The organism is Ruegeria sp. AD5, assembly GCF_056542345.1.
This window is the reverse complement of sequence record NZ_JBQFZR010000001.1, coordinates 1,225,336-1,238,677: the sequence shown is the minus strand read 5'-3', so window position 1 is coordinate 1,238,677 and position 13,342 is coordinate 1,225,336. Positions and strand designations below refer to the sequence as shown.

Below are 13,342 nucleotides of genomic sequence, written 5' to 3'. Positions count from 1 at the left end.
TTCCGACATGAACTGGATCACAAACTACGTCCGCCCCCGGATCAATTCGATCTTCTCGCGCCGCGAAGTGCCCGAAAACCTTTGGCACAAGTGTGATGAGTGTGGAACCATGCTGTTCCACCGCGAATTGGCGGAAAACCAGAATGTCTGCACCCAGTGCGACCATCACATGGCAATCACGCCGCGCGATCGGTTCCAACATCTGTTTGATGGCGGTATTTTTTCCGAGGTTGATGTCCCGGCACCGAAAGACGATCCCCTGCAGTTTCGGGATCAGAAAAAATACCCTGACCGTATGAAGGCGGCCCAGAAAAAGACCGGCGAGAAAGAAGCGATGCTGGTCGCCGTTGGCGAAATCGGCCGTACCCCGATCGTGGCAGCCGCGCAGGATTTTTCGTTCATGGGCGGATCGATGGGCATGTATGTAGGCAATGCCATCATTGCTGCAGCACAGGAGGCTGTTAGGCTACAGCGGCCCCTGATCCTGTTTTCGGCAGCCGGCGGCGCGCGGATGCAGGAAGGCATTCTGAGCCTGATGCAAATGCCGCGTACGACGGTCGCAGTGGAGATGCTTAAAGAAGCAAACCTGCCCTATATTGTTGTCCTGACCCACCCGACTACAGGCGGCGTTACAGCCTCGTACGCGATGCTGGGTGACGTTCATATTTCGGAACCCAATGCCCTAATCTGTTTCGCCGGACCCCGTGTGATCGAACAGACCATTCGTGAGAAACTGCCCGAAGGATTCCAGCGCGCTGAATATCTGCTGGATCACGGGATGCTCGACCGAGTGACCAAACGCACCGAGATGCGGGATGAGCTGATCACCATCACCCGAATGCTGATGAAGCAGCCCCCTGCGGTCAAAGGCGACCTTCCTGCGCCCGAGCCGGAAGAAGCCCCAACCGAGGCACCCACCGAGGACGCGGTCGAAAAATGACCTCCCCATCTTCGGATGCCATCCTAGACCGGATGATGGCGCTGCACCCCAAGATCATCGACCTGACCTTGGACAGGGTATGGCGTTTGCTGGCGGCAATAGACAATCCTCAGGTTAAGCTGCCTCCGGTCATTCATATCGCTGGGACCAATGGCAAGGGCTCGACCCAGGCCATGATCCGGGCGGGGCTTGAAGGGGCAGGGCATGCGGTCCATGCCTATACCTCACCTCATCTGGCCCGGTTTCACGAGCGAATCCGACTGGCAGGTGAGCTGATTTCCGAACCCGACCTTACCGCCGTGCTGGATGAGTGTTACGCCGCCAATGGCGGTGAGAACATCACCTATTTTGAAATCACCACCTGCGCCGCGCTGCTGGCATTTTCCCGCACCAAAGCTGACTATACGCTGCTCGAAGTCGGGCTGGGCGGGCGGCTGGACGCCACCAACGTGATCGAACGGCCCGAGTTGACGGTCATCACCCCCGTCTCGATCGACCATGAGCAGTTCCTGGGCGACACTTTGGGCAAGATCGCCGCTGAAAAAGCCGGAATCATCAAGCCGGGCGTTCCCTGCATCGTCGGCCCGCAGCAGGATGAGGCGCTGGAAGTCATCGAATATACCGCAGCCCGTCTGGGCGCTCCGCTAATGGTCCACGGGCAGCACTGGCATGTTCATACTGAGAACGGTCGCCTTATTTATCAGGACGAAACCGGTTTGCGCGATCTGCCTATGCCAAACCTACTGGGTGCTCATCAGATCGAAAATGCAGGCGCGGCGTTGGCTGCGTTGCGCCACCTGCAAATGGGCGATGATGCCTACGAGGCCGCTGTGGCCAAGGCCGAATGGCCCGCGCGTATGCAGCGGCTAAAAATCGGTCCTCTGGTTGAGCAGGCCCCTCAAGCTGAGTTGTGGTTGGATGGTGGTCACAACGCGGCTGCAGGCACTGCTTTGGCCGAGGTTTTAGCGTCACTACCAGAACGTCCCACGCATTTGATTTGTGGTATGCTGAATACCAAAGATGTCACCGGTTATCTCGCGCCATTGGCCCAAAGGGCAGACAGCCTGACGGCCGTATCGATCCCGGGTGAGCAGAATACGCTGAGCGCGGACGAAACCGCCGCCGCTGCTGCTAAGGTGAATCTGGCCGCCACGACAGCAGACAGCGTCACAGACGCGCTCGCCGCAATCACCGCTCAAACCCCTGATGCACGCATTCTGATCTGCGGGTCGCTTTATCTTGCGGGAAACATCCTTAGAGAAAACGCCTGATGAAAAAGATCCTGCGCCAGGGCAGCAGCCCCTATCTGCCCCAATCCTTGTCTTGCATCTCCCGCAGGCGCGAGGCCGTACGCTCAAACTCAAAAGTTCCTTCCCCTTCGACATAGAGCATCTCGGGCTCGGCGGCGGCGGAACAAATCAGCCGAACTTTCGCCTCATAAAGCGCATCGATCAGGGTGACGAAGCGCTTTGCCTCATTGAAGTTATTGCGTGACAAACGCGGGATGTCTTCAAGAACCAGTACCTTCAGCGCTTCTGCGATAGCCAGGTAATCTCCTGGACCCAACATTCGTCCGCAGAGGTCATAAAACGAGGCCCGTGCAACGCCGTTGCGAAAGGCGGGCAGGACAACTTCGCGACCCTTCACCTGAAGGGCCAGCTCTTCTGCCGGTCCACCCGACAGATCATTCCACACCTCACGAATCTTTTCCCGCGCTTCGGGCCCGATGGGGGTGAAGTAAACCGACGAGCCTTCAAGTCGGTTCTGCCGGTAATCCGTGGGTGAAACCAACTCCCACACTTCCAGTTGCTCTTTGATATGCTGAATGAAAGGCAGAAAAAGCTGCCGGTTCAACCCATCCTTATATAGATCATCCGGATGCCTGTTCGAAGTCGTAACGATAACGACACCACCCTTGTGGAGCAGATCGAACAACCGCCCCACGATCATCGCGTCGGTGATATCGACGATCTGCATCTCATCAAAGGCCAGCACCCGCGCCCATTTGATGACTGCATCGGCCACAGGGACCAGCGCGTCCTCAACGCCGTCTTCACGCGCCTTGTGCAGACCGGAATGGATTTCCTGCATGAACGCATGAAAATGCACCCGTCGAACTGGGATTTCACCTAATGTCTCGACAAACATGTCCATCAACATCGACTTGCCGCGCCCAACACCTCCCCAAAGATACAAACCCTTGGGTGGCGGCGGCGCTTTGCGGAAAAATCCACGCTTAACCGGTTCGGCCAAGGCTGCTCGAATGCGCTCAAACCGGGGCAGCACAGCCTCTTGCGCGTCGTCCCGGGTCAGTGTCCCATCAGCAATAAGATCTTCATAGTGCGAAATTAGAACCGTCATGAGTTGAGCCATACCGATCGCTTCGTGGGTTGAAAAGAAACCTTTTTTCCAGACACATCAATTTTGCTGAACTGGCGTCACAAAACTCCTGAATTGACGCGCCGAGTTGTACCGCTAACGTCTGCTGGAACCAATCTTCGGAGCCTTAATGTCGCAATCCACCCGTTTGCTGAACCCGATCCTGATCGTCGGCTGCATCGTAATTACAGTCAGTTTTGCTGTACGCGCCTCTTTTGGTGTGTTCCAGATACCGATTGCGGATGAGTTCGGCTGGCTGCGCAGCGATTTTTCGATGGCGATCGCCATACAAAACCTGGCTTGGGGGATCGGTCAGCCGATCTTTGGTGCCATAGCGGAAAAGATAGGTGATCGGCGCGCCATCGTTCTGGGCGCTCTGACCTATACGGCGGGAATGGTGCTGACGGCATGGTCCGTTACCCCGTTTGAACATCAGATGTATGCCTGGCTCGTGGGTTTCGGGATCGCTGGGACGGGGTTTGGCGTGGTCCTTGCGGTCGTAGGTCGTGCCTCATCGGATGCGAACCGCTCGATGTCATTGGCGATTGTCACCGCAGCGGGCAGTTTCGGGCAAGTCATTGGCGCACCCACAGCAGAGTGGTTGCTGACTTTCTTACCCTGGCAGCAAGTGTTCCTGATCTTTGCAGTGGCTATCCTTGCATTGATCCTGACATTGCCATTCATGCGCGCGCCTCAGCCCGTCAGCAGGACGGAGCTAGAAGAGAGTATGGGGCAGATCCTGTCCAAGGCATTCCGCGACCCGTCTTATTCGCTGATTGCGATCGGCTTTTTCAGTTGCGGCTATCAACTGGGCTTTGTCACAGCCCATTTCCCCGCCTTCGTCACCGAGATGTGCGGCCCGATCCAACCCGGAGGCGTCTTACATTCGATGGGGATCACCACAACTTCAGCCTTGGGGGCGATTGCGATTTCGTTGATTGGGTTGGCCAATATCGGCGGAACCCTTTTGGCCGGATGGGCTGGAAATCACTTTCCGAAGAAGTACCTTCTCGCGGCGGTTTTCACCGGCCGAACGCTTGCCGCAGGTGCCTTCATCGTGTTCCCAATCACGCCCTTGTCCGTGATCGCATTCTCGCTTGTGATGGGGTCGCTCTGGTTGGCGACCGTACCGCTAACATCTGGCCTTGTCGCACATCTCTATGGCCTGCGGTACATGGGCACGCTCTACGGGATCGTATTCCTGAGCCATCAGATCGGCAGTTTTCTGGGCATCTGGTTAGGCGGGCGCATGTACGACCAATTCGGTGATTACACCATGGTTTGGTGGATCGGCGTCGCAATCGGAGCATTCAGCGCCATCATTCACCTGCCCATCCGCGAAAACCGATCACCAACCAGCGTGACAGCCTGAGCTATGCGGCCTCTTCAGCGGTCAGCAGCCCCTCTGAAACCAATCGATCCGCCCAACCCTGCGGATCGATGAAGTGGTGCGTTTGCCATCCGCGCACCTTCGCTGTTTCGATATTCTCGATCCTGTCATCTGCGAATAAGAGATTGGACGGCGAAATACCGCAGTCGGCCTCAACCATTTCGTAAATTGGCATATGAGGCTTGACCGTCTTCATCCGACCCGAGACATATTGACGATCAAACTCATTCAGAAACGGATAAACAGTAGTGGCATAGTCAAAATTCTGAACCCCAAAATTCGTCAGGGCAAAGACCGGGATCTTCTTGGTCCGCAACGCGCGCAGCAGTCGCGCTGAATGTGGGATCTCGGGCGCGGCCAGTTCGATCCAGTTGTCATGCCACATCCGGATTTCATCGCGCCAATCCGGGTACTTGTCCGCCCATTTGTAAATAGTATCCGTAAAATGATGGCCCTGATCCACCAGATCATTCATCCCATGCAGATCGACCTCGTCAAACATGGCGCGACGACGATCCTCGCCGATTACCCGATCATAATAGCGCTCGGGCTGCCACTCGATCAGCACATTTCCGATGTCAAAGATGACGGCTTCAACGGCCATGACTTAATCCCATACCAGTTCAATCACCACCGACTGAACCAAGCGCAGGTCAGAGATGCAAGCGCCAACCGCAACGCGGCACGCGCTGCCCAGCCCAACGGAAGGATATGCATCTTTGATGCGTCTCTGACCGGCGGCAGCACTACCTGCGAAGGGCAGCGCGTATCTCGCGCTCAAGCGCATCTAGAAAACGCGACCGGTCGGCTTTGCTAAATGGTTTTCCCCCGCCACCTGTCCCCAGCGGGTTTGCCGCGCGAAGGTCCGCCATCAGATCGCGCATTGCCAATTGCTGACCGATATTGGCCGCAGTGAGAGCCTCACCACTGGGCCGAAGCACACGTGCTTCGGCTTCAATACACTTGGCGGCCAGCGGTATATCAGAGGTAACGACAATATCGCCGGTGCCGCAGCGTTCGGCAATCCACTTATCCGCCTCATCTGCTCCCGAGGCGACGATCACTACCTGCACCAACGGGTTGGCAGAGGGGCGTAGCCCTCCGTTTGAGACCAGAACCATCGGCACCTTGTGCCGGGTTGCCACCCGTTCAGCCTCGGCCTTGACCGGGCAGGCATCCCCGTCGATGTATAGCGTCGTCACGCCTCTTTGACCTTTGGCGCTGACTTTGCCTTTGGGGTCGATTTGCGCACCTTGAATTCGTCCGGAATGGGCATCCGGTTAAAGGCATCCAGCCCCGCGATTTTGTAAGCTTCGGCAAGGGTCGGATAGTTGAACGTGTTCTGCACGAAGTAGTCCACCGTGCCTTTCAGGTTCAGCACTGCCTGCGCAATATGGATCAGCTCAGTTGCCCCTTCGCCAACGATTTGCACACCTAGAACCCGCCGGGTCTTGAGCGAAAATAGCATTTTCAGCATGCCATGCTCCAACCCCATGATGTGCCCGCGTGAGGTTTCTCGGAAACGGGCCACGCCCACTTCGTAGGGAATACCACGCTCCTGCAGTTCTTCCTCGGACATCCCGCAGGTTGAGATTTCGGGGACCGAGTAGATCCCATACGGATACCAGGGGCTTTCCGGCAGGGTTGGAGTCTCCAGCGCATGACAGGCCGCGACCCGCCCTTGTTGCAACGAAGTTGAGGCCAACGACGGATGCCCGATGACGTCTCCGGTGGCATAGATATGCGGCACCGAGGTCTGATAGGTCTTGCGGTCCACGCTGATACGATCGCGATGATCCGTATCAATGCCAACCGCGTCCAAGTTCAGCGCCGAGGTCGCCCCCATCCGGCCGGCTGCAAACAGCAGCATCTCGGCCCGGACGTGTCGCCCATTGTCCAGCGTGATCTCAACATGGCTACCGGCGTCTTCTATTTTCTCGACGGCTGCCCCCAACCGCAGATCGACGCCATTTTCACGGATCTGATGCGTGAAATCGTGGATCAGTGTCTTGTCGATGAAATCCAGAAACGTCTCGCGCGGTTCGATCAACGTCACCCGGACATCAAGCGCCGAGAACATGGTTGCATATTCAACGCCGATCACGCCCGCACCGATCACGCAGAGCGAACGCGGGATTTCCTCCATCTCAAGGAAATCATCCCCATCGACGACAGTTTTGCCATTGAAAGGCACGTAATCTGGCCGGTAGGTCTTGGTGCCGGTGGCGATCAGGAATTTGGCTGCTGTCAGACGCGTGGATTCGCCTGCATCCGTGGCCACCTCGATCTCGTGTGGCCCCGTGAACGTCGCCAACCCGTTCAGCGTTTCAACATGGTTGCGGTTGAACTGATGCTCAAGCACATCGACCTCATGATCGAGTGTCATGTGCAGCCGTGCTTTCAGATCCTCGGCGCTGATCTGATCCTTGACCCGGTAGGAACGCCCATAAAAACTGCGCTCGCGCCAGCCTGACAGGTTCAGCACCGTCTCTCGCAAGGTTTTCGATGGGATCGTTCCGGTATGAACAGAGACACCACCAAAACGATCTTTGCGGTCAATCACCAGCACCCGGCGCTGCAATTTGCCTGCCTGAATCGCCGCCGCCCGGCCTGAAGGGCCCGAGCCGATGATGATCAGGTCATAGTCATATTTGCTCATGCCTCAGTCCCCATACAGCGCTTCGGCGTGGAAGGTGATGTGATCCTCCATAAAGGTGGACACGAAATAGTAGGAATGGTCATAGCCGGGCTGCAGGCGATAGGTGGCCTGCTGGCGACGCTCGGCAATTGCCTGCGCCAGTGCCTCCGGGCGCAACAGATCCATAAACTGATCGTTTGCACCGGTGTCGATCAGGACCGGTCCGTCAAAGCCTGTGCTTTTCATCATCGCCGACGCATCATGCTTGGCCCATGCGGTCTCATCATCGCCTAAATACGCGCTGAGTTGCTTGCGACCCCAATCCGCCCCCATGGGGTTCGAGATCGGCGAGAAGGCCGAAACAGACCGGTAACGCCCGGGCAGGTTCATCGCCAGCGTCAATGCGCCATGCCCACCCATCGAATGCCCGGTGATGGCCTGACGATCAGGATCAATCGCAAAGTTCTCGGCCAGAAGGGCCGGCAACTCCTCGGCAACATAATCCCACATGTTGAAGTGAGGCGTCCAAGGGCCTTGCGTGGCATTGACATAGAACCCTGCGCCTTGGCCAAGGTCATAGTCTTCGTGATCTGCCACGCCTTCGCCGCGTGGTGAAGTGTCGGGGAACACCAGCGCAATGCCCTGTTCGGCCGCCCAACCCTGGGCACCCGCCTTCGTCATGGCGTTTTCATGGGTGCAGGTCAGGCCCGACAGATACCACAGAACAGGAACGGGGCCGTCCTTGGCTTCGGCTGGAAGAAAAAGGCCAAATGTCATATCACATTTGCAGGCCGAGGAAGCATGGCGATAAACGCCCTGCACACCACCAAAACAGGCATTTTCCGAAAGGGTTTCCATCAAGCTGATCCTTACGTTGTGTCCGGGCCATGGCTACCGCTCTGCAGCGTCGGCGTAAAGTGCAGCCACCTCTGGAAAGCTCATTTTTCGAAAAGGTGAAGATCAGAATCCGCTGACCCATCCTATCGCCAGCGGGACGGTCAGAATGCTGGCGATGGTAGATAACAGGATGGCAGCAGATGCCCGTTGCGGGGCCACACCGTAGTGCGCGGCCAGCATGTAAACATTGCCTGCAACTGGTAAAGACGCCGCCGCGATTGCGACCATCGCAGGGAATGAGGCAACCGGGATCAGCCAAATCACCATAAGTGCCACGAAAAGCGGATGCAGCACCAGTTTGCAAAAACTTAACCAACCCGCGATCTGGATGCGCTCGGCCGATTTGTCTGCCAGTGACGCCCCGATGGCAAACAGCGCCCCCGGCGTAGCCGCACCGCCCAGAATTGTCAGAAAATCATTAAGCGGGGCTGGTACAGGCACCTCTAACGCAGACCAGATCAATCCGGCGGAGATTGACAAGATCATGGGGTTTCTCAGCAGGCCAATCCCGATCAGGCGCATCGTCCCCAGGCTGAGCCGACCATCGCGGCCACCGTTGATCAGAATCACGATCAATGAGGAAAACACAACCAGATCAACTGTCAGCACCAACATCACGGGACCAATGGCGGCTTCGGAGAATAACAGCGCAAGCATGGGCAGGCCCAGAAACCCAACATTGCCAATAGCAGCACATTGCGCCTCGACCGCGGCGGTGGGGATGTCCAGCCCTCGGAGATAAGCGATAGCCGTCGCCAGCGCATAGACGCCAGCAGTGCCGATCAGATACCCGATCACCAGCCGACCGTTGAAAATTTCGGCAAAGGGCAGGGTGGCGGCAAACCGAAATAGCATAGCCGACAAAGCAAAGAAAAACACGAACTTGGTTAGATATGCTGTCGCCTCGGGAGGGAAAAACCGGCTGCGTCCGGCCCAGAACCCCAGGCCGATGATTGCGAAAAAGGGGAGAGTGCGCAGAAATATCTCGACCATGGCAACGTGTTAACATGGCTGGTCAGGCTCGCAAGGTTGACGCACGGTCGGCGGTACGATTGAAGCCGTAACGTTGTGCCAAAACCGCTATCGGAGTGAAAAGCGTTGAAACTGAACCGAACGGTTTATAGTGTTGCAGGATATCGCAATCCGGAGACACCATGACCCAAGCCGCCACCATCCTGCGTACAGGCCGTAAATTCGACCAGGTGTTACGTGGGGCCCGAGAGGTTTTCATGGCGGATGGGTTTGAAGGCGCAAGCGTCGATGACATCGCGCGTGCGGCGGGTGTTTCGAAGGCAACGCTATACAGCTATTTCCCCGACAAGCGACTGTTGTTCACCGAGGTTGCCCAGACCGAATGTCGCCTGATGTCTGAACGCATCCTTTCGATGATCGATGAGACCAAGCCAGCCCGCGAGGTGCTGACGATAGCAGCCACTCAGCTTACGGCTTTTCTCGTCTCGGACTTCGCGCAGCAAGTCTTTCGCATATGTGTGGCCGAGCGCGACCGATTCCCCGAGCTTGGTAAAGCGTTTTATGAAGCAGGACCGAAGAACGGCCAACGCCAGATGGCCGAATATCTGACCAAGGCGGTTGGTAAAGGTGAGTTGGCGGTTGAAGACGTCAACATCGCGGCCGAGCAGTTTTCTGAACTGTGCAAAGTCCGACTATGGGGCCGCGCGGCTTTCGGTATCCAAAATCGATTTGACCAGAACGAGATAGACGAGGTTGCATTGCAGGCCGTCGACATGTTTATGGCCCGCTACGGCGTATGAACTGCGTAAGTTCGCCGGCGATCAATCACATTGATGGTAAGAAGTCGTGTTGGTGCGGGTGGAGGGACTTGAACCCCCACGCCTTGCGGCGCCAGAACCTAAATCTGGTGCGTCTACCAATTTCGCCACACCCGCAACCCGATGCCGAAGCACCGCGACGACGCGCTGAATAGCAAAGCTTTTGAATGAGTGCGAGAGGTAAAATCAAGCGAGAGGGCAGTTTATTATCGTCTCGCTGGAAACAATCTTTTGCCCAAGTAAGTTTAACCAGAACTCGCATGTGCCAAATGTTAAAGAACGTGCCTTGGACAGTGAGAATGCGGTTTGGCCAGTCTTTCCAGCACGAACAGTGCTCAGGTGCTGGTTTTGGTCGTAATTTCACCTGTGTGAAGGCCCGTTCTCTGGTCCTTCTTTTTGTTTCCATTTAGCGAACATTTATCGCAATTTTTCTCTTTATCTTAAACTCGCATACGTTGAGTCGCTGAAAGACTACTTTGTGTGGGGCACATTTCAAAAAAGTGTAACTTGAGGTGAGTGGTTTCGTATTGAATTTCAATCAGAGGTTCCTTCGATCACAGAAATAGAAATTATTTTTATATATTTCAAAACGTAAGAAGCAGCATGTAAATCCTTGACGCCACGGAATCTCGGACTTTTTAACAAGCAATCAAAGCCATAAAAACTTGGGCAACTCGTCAACGTCGTGGCTTACACTCTCATAGGTTGAAGTATTTCTATGAGACGCCATCATAATTGTGCCACATTTCAAACGCCAAAATATCCTATTCGCGTCAAAATAACACCGCGGTAATCGTAATTGATTGGGCGCAGGAGTTAATGAGTCTTTTTGCCTTCTGGCACCGTGCGAGTTTCTGCTCAACTCCAGAACAAGGGTCTCTGTCGTGACCAACCAGATCAAATCCGTTGCTTCCGAGCAAGACGCTGTCAGCCTTGCGCGTGAAAGCTTTATTGGCGAACTGAAAACCCTGAACCGTCAGCACCCTGGCACAGGATTCGGCGTCGCTCTCCGTACGCATTCGGGCAATCGCTACTTGCTGGCTAATGCCCGCATGCCGCTGCCTGCCAACAAAACAGATGATTTTCCGACCGGACGCCGTGTGGCTTGTTTGGAAAATGGTGAAGGCTTCAGTTCAATCGAAGTTCTGGCTGATTCTTTCGCATATGAATCGATTTCACCGCGAACCGAGGCCGCAATCCTCGGCAACGCGCTGGACCTGATCGCACGAATCGACACGCTTGCAAGCCTGCCTGACGGGGCAGGGAACCACATCGCTGCAACTGGTACCGGAGGCTGACCATGGCGCGTAACGACCACCTTCTGTCTGTCGGAAACGAGTCCCTGTCTGAGATGACAGAGGCAATGACCTCGTTGACGACACAGATCGACCAACTGACTGAGGTGGCGGATGCACGGTCTTCCGCACGGCTGGCTGCGCTCAAGACCAAAATGGAGAATTTTACCGCCAGTGTCACGATGGTGGGGCAGGTGAAGGCCGGCAAATCCTCGATCGTGAACATATTGGCCGGGCGGCCAAATCTTTTGCCTTCGGATGTGAACCCGTGGACCTCGGTGGTTACAACGCTGAACATCAACACCCGCACAGAAGGCGACACCCGTTCCAAATTCACATTCTTCGAGCAGGAAGAATGGGACAATCTGATGGTTGGCGGCGGTCGTCTGGGCGAGTTGGCCAATCGAGCCGGTGCCGATGATGAGATGGACGATATTCGCCGTCAAATCGGCGAGATGAAGGCCAAATCAGAAGAGCGGCTTGGGAAGCACTTTGACCTGATTCTCGGTCAGAGCCACCAGTATGATTATTTCGACGATGAACTGATTCAGCGATATGTCTGCCTCGGGGATGAGGATGACCCGGATATCGACCCCAAGACGGGCCGTTTCGCCGATGTGACTAAATCGGCCGAGTTGTTCATGGATATCCCGCAATATCCGATCTCGCTCAAGCTCTGCGATACCCCAGGTGTGAACGATACCTTTATGGTACGCGAACAAATCACCCTACGCAGCCTGCGTGGATCAGAGGTGTGTGTTGTTGTTCTGGCTGCCAGCCAGGCGCTGACCACGATGGACATGGCGCTAATGCGGATCATCGCACAGTTCGAGAACCGCCAGATCATCCTGTTCGTGAACCGCATCGATGAATTGTCAGACCCGGTCAATCAAGTGCCTGAGATACGTGATCGTATTCAAGACACACTGAAACAGAACAACATAGACGCCAACACCAGCGTTGTTTTTGGCAGCGCTCTGTGGGCCGAGGCTGCGCTGACCGGAAACCCGGACATTCTAACTGAGGAATCGCGCGAGGCGTTGAACACCTTTTACCTGGCGGCTGGATTTGGCGATCAGGCTGCATCGCTGGATAAGATCTGGGCGCTATCAGGATTGCCTGATCTGCTGCTCGCCATGAATGAGCGTATCGCTGAGGGTGCAGGAACGCGTCTTTTGGATCGCGTTCGCCATCGGGCGCGCAACATCGCCAGCCAGATCCGGGCTACTGCAGTGGCCAAGACGCTGTCTAACTCTGACGGTATCGTTCGGGATCTGGACGGTGCGTCGCCCGAAGAAGCGATCGCAAAGGTTTCGGCTGAGTACGAAAAGAAAGCCTCGGAACTGACAACCAAGCTGCGCGGCAAGGTATTAGAGCGACTTGCGTCTGCAGAAGCAAATTTTGTCAAACGTGCGACGGATTCTCTGATCTCACATCTGGAACAGAATGGTGAGCAGGGTACATGGCAATATGATCCGGCAGGTCTGCGCACCTTGCAGAAGGCGGCATATTTCAGCTTTGCCCGATCCATGCGTAAGGATGCCGGTGCTCTGTATTCGGCTGCTGCGGCGGACGTGGAGGCTCTGTATCAAAAGCTGCTGGGCAACCACTTGGGTGAATTCAACATTGAAGCTCCGATCGTGCCTCGTGTACCCCCGCCATTAGGGATTGGCCGCACAATCGCACTGGACCTGCAGAGCACATGGTGGCGACGTTGGTGGCAACGCCGCAAAGGGTTCGAAGCCTATGCCGCAGATTATACGCGACTGATCGCGTCCGAGGCGAACTCGATCACCAAAGACATCGAGGAAAACCAGATCGCCGCCGTACTAGAGAACGTGCGGGCCACGTTGACCGACTTTATTGCCGAACAGAAGGACACGCTGCTCAGTATCTCGCAATCGCCTGAAAGGGCTGCGGCCCAGATGGCCGAGCAGAAGCCGCAGAAATCACGTGACGATATTCTGGGCGATATCCTGAAAGACCTTAGTAACGAAGCAGCATAAGAAGAGT

Annotated in this window: 12 protein-coding genes and 1 tRNA gene; 6 read left to right on the top strand and 7 right to left on the bottom strand. The window is 55.8% G+C overall.

Translation table 11 applies throughout. From position 1 onward, the window contains the following. Positions 1-7 precede the first annotated feature (7 nt). Positions 8-940, top strand: coding sequence for an acetyl-CoA carboxylase, carboxyltransferase subunit beta (gene accD, locus ACR0JG_RS06155; RefSeq protein WP_170393952.1), 933 nt, complete (start codon positions 8-10; stop codon positions 938-940). After that, positions 937-2,211 carry a bifunctional folylpolyglutamate synthase/dihydrofolate synthase gene (locus tag ACR0JG_RS06150; protein ID WP_480568147.1) on the top strand — a complete coding sequence of 425 codons (1,275 nt, stop codon included), beginning with the start codon at positions 937-939 and terminating at the stop codon, positions 2,209-2,211. The genes accD and ACR0JG_RS06150 overlap by 4 nt, the downstream gene beginning before the upstream one ends. Positions 2,212-2,242: 31 nt before the next feature. On the opposite strand, the gene zapE is transcribed toward ACR0JG_RS06150, so the two are convergent. After that, entirely contained in the window at positions 2,243-3,301 is a 1,059-nt protein-coding gene (gene zapE, locus ACR0JG_RS06145) for a cell division protein ZapE (RefSeq protein ID WP_480568145.1), read from the bottom strand. Between the two features lie 148 nt (positions 3,302-3,449). Between zapE and ACR0JG_RS06140 the strand changes: the two genes are divergently transcribed. After that, positions 3,450-4,691 (top strand): MFS transporter, encoded by a 1,242-nt coding sequence (locus tag ACR0JG_RS06140; protein WP_480568143.1) that lies wholly within the window; start codon positions 3,450-3,452, stop codon positions 4,689-4,691. Position 4,692: 1 nt separating this feature from the next. Here ACR0JG_RS06140 and ACR0JG_RS06135 read toward each other — a convergent pair whose 3' ends face one another. The 5 genes from ACR0JG_RS06135 to ACR0JG_RS06115 all read right to left on the bottom strand — a co-directional run bounded on the left by ACR0JG_RS06135 (position 4,693) and on the right by ACR0JG_RS06115 (position 9,237). After that, complete coding sequence (locus tag ACR0JG_RS06135) at positions 4,693-5,313, bottom strand: HAD family hydrolase (RefSeq protein WP_480568141.1); 621 nt, start codon at positions 5,311-5,313, stop codon at positions 4,693-4,695. Between the two features lie 142 nt (positions 5,314-5,455). Beyond that, positions 5,456-5,911, bottom strand: coding sequence for a YaiI/YqxD family protein (locus ACR0JG_RS06130; RefSeq protein ID WP_480568139.1), 456 nt, complete (start codon positions 5,909-5,911; stop codon positions 5,456-5,458). Further along, positions 5,908-7,368 carry a Si-specific NAD(P)(+) transhydrogenase gene (gene sthA / locus ACR0JG_RS06125; RefSeq protein WP_480568137.1) on the bottom strand — a complete coding sequence of 487 codons (1,461 nt, stop codon included), beginning with the start codon at positions 7,366-7,368 and terminating at the stop codon, positions 5,908-5,910. Before sthA ends, ACR0JG_RS06130 begins: the two co-directional genes overlap by 4 nt. Before the next feature lie 3 nt (positions 7,369-7,371). Beyond that, positions 7,372-8,205 carry an S-formylglutathione hydrolase gene (fghA, locus tag ACR0JG_RS06120; protein ID WP_170562027.1) on the bottom strand — a complete coding sequence of 278 codons (834 nt, stop codon included), beginning with the start codon at positions 8,203-8,205 and terminating at the stop codon, positions 7,372-7,374. Between the two features lie 102 nt (positions 8,206-8,307). Continuing rightward, positions 8,308-9,237: an AEC family transporter gene (locus ACR0JG_RS06115; RefSeq protein WP_480568135.1), complete on the bottom strand. Its 930-nt coding sequence runs from the start codon at positions 9,235-9,237 to the stop codon at positions 8,308-8,310. Between the two features lie 161 nt (positions 9,238-9,398). Here ACR0JG_RS06115 and ACR0JG_RS06110 point away from each other — a divergent pair, with 161 nt between their 5' ends. After that, a complete protein-coding gene (locus ACR0JG_RS06110) occupies positions 9,399-10,016 on the top strand; it encodes a TetR/AcrR family transcriptional regulator (RefSeq protein ID WP_170393933.1) in 618 nt (205 codons plus the stop codon). A gap of 50 nt (positions 10,017-10,066) precedes the next feature. Here the strand turns inward: ACR0JG_RS06110 and ACR0JG_RS06105 are convergent. Beyond that, a tRNA-Leu gene (locus ACR0JG_RS06105) sits at positions 10,067-10,151 on the bottom strand. A 767-nt stretch (positions 10,152-10,918) separates the two neighbouring features. On the opposite strand from ACR0JG_RS06105, the gene ACR0JG_RS06100 reads away from it, so the two are divergent. Both ACR0JG_RS06100 and ACR0JG_RS06095 read left to right on the top strand, forming a co-directional pair. Then, complete coding sequence (locus ACR0JG_RS06100) at positions 10,919-11,332, top strand: hypothetical protein (protein WP_170393931.1); 414 nt, start codon at positions 10,919-10,921, stop codon at positions 11,330-11,332. A gap of 2 nt (positions 11,333-11,334) precedes the next feature. Next, the gene (locus ACR0JG_RS06095; RefSeq protein WP_480568133.1) at positions 11,335-13,335 is read left to right on the top strand and encodes a dynamin family protein; all 2,001 of its coding nucleotides are present in this window, start codon (positions 11,335-11,337) and stop codon (positions 13,333-13,335) included. The last annotated feature ends 7 nt before the right edge of the window (positions 13,336-13,342 follow it).

Bases quoted from the DNA above. Each gene is read 5' to 3' on its own strand.
- sthA (WP_480568137.1), bottom strand. From the start codon at position 7,368: ATGAGCAAATATGACTATGACCTGATCATCATCGGCTCGGGCCCTTCA.
- ACR0JG_RS06115 (WP_480568135.1), bottom strand. From the start codon at position 9,237: ATGGTCGAGATATTTCTGCGCACTCTCCCCTTTTTCGCAATCATCGGC.
- ACR0JG_RS06095 (WP_480568133.1), top strand. From the start codon at position 11,335: ATGGCGCGTAACGACCACCTTCTGTCTGTCGGAAACGAGTCCCTGTCT.
- ACR0JG_RS06135 (WP_480568141.1), bottom strand. From the start codon at position 5,313: ATGGCCGTTGAAGCCGTCATCTTTGACATCGGAAATGTGCTGATCGAG.
- ACR0JG_RS06150 (WP_480568147.1), top strand. From the start codon at position 937: ATGACCTCCCCATCTTCGGATGCCATCCTAGACCGGATGATGGCGCTG.
- ACR0JG_RS06110 (WP_170393933.1), top strand. From the start codon at position 9,399: ATGACCCAAGCCGCCACCATCCTGCGTACAGGCCGTAAATTCGACCAG.
- accD (WP_170393952.1), top strand. From the start codon at position 8: ATGAACTGGATCACAAACTACGTCCGCCCCCGGATCAATTCGATCTTC.
- fghA (WP_170562027.1), bottom strand. From the start codon at position 8,205: ATGGAAACCCTTTCGGAAAATGCCTGTTTTGGTGGTGTGCAGGGCGTT.
- ACR0JG_RS06140 (WP_480568143.1), top strand. From the start codon at position 3,450: ATGTCGCAATCCACCCGTTTGCTGAACCCGATCCTGATCGTCGGCTGC.
- zapE (WP_480568145.1), bottom strand. From the start codon at position 3,301: ATGACGGTTCTAATTTCGCACTATGAAGATCTTATTGCTGATGGGACA.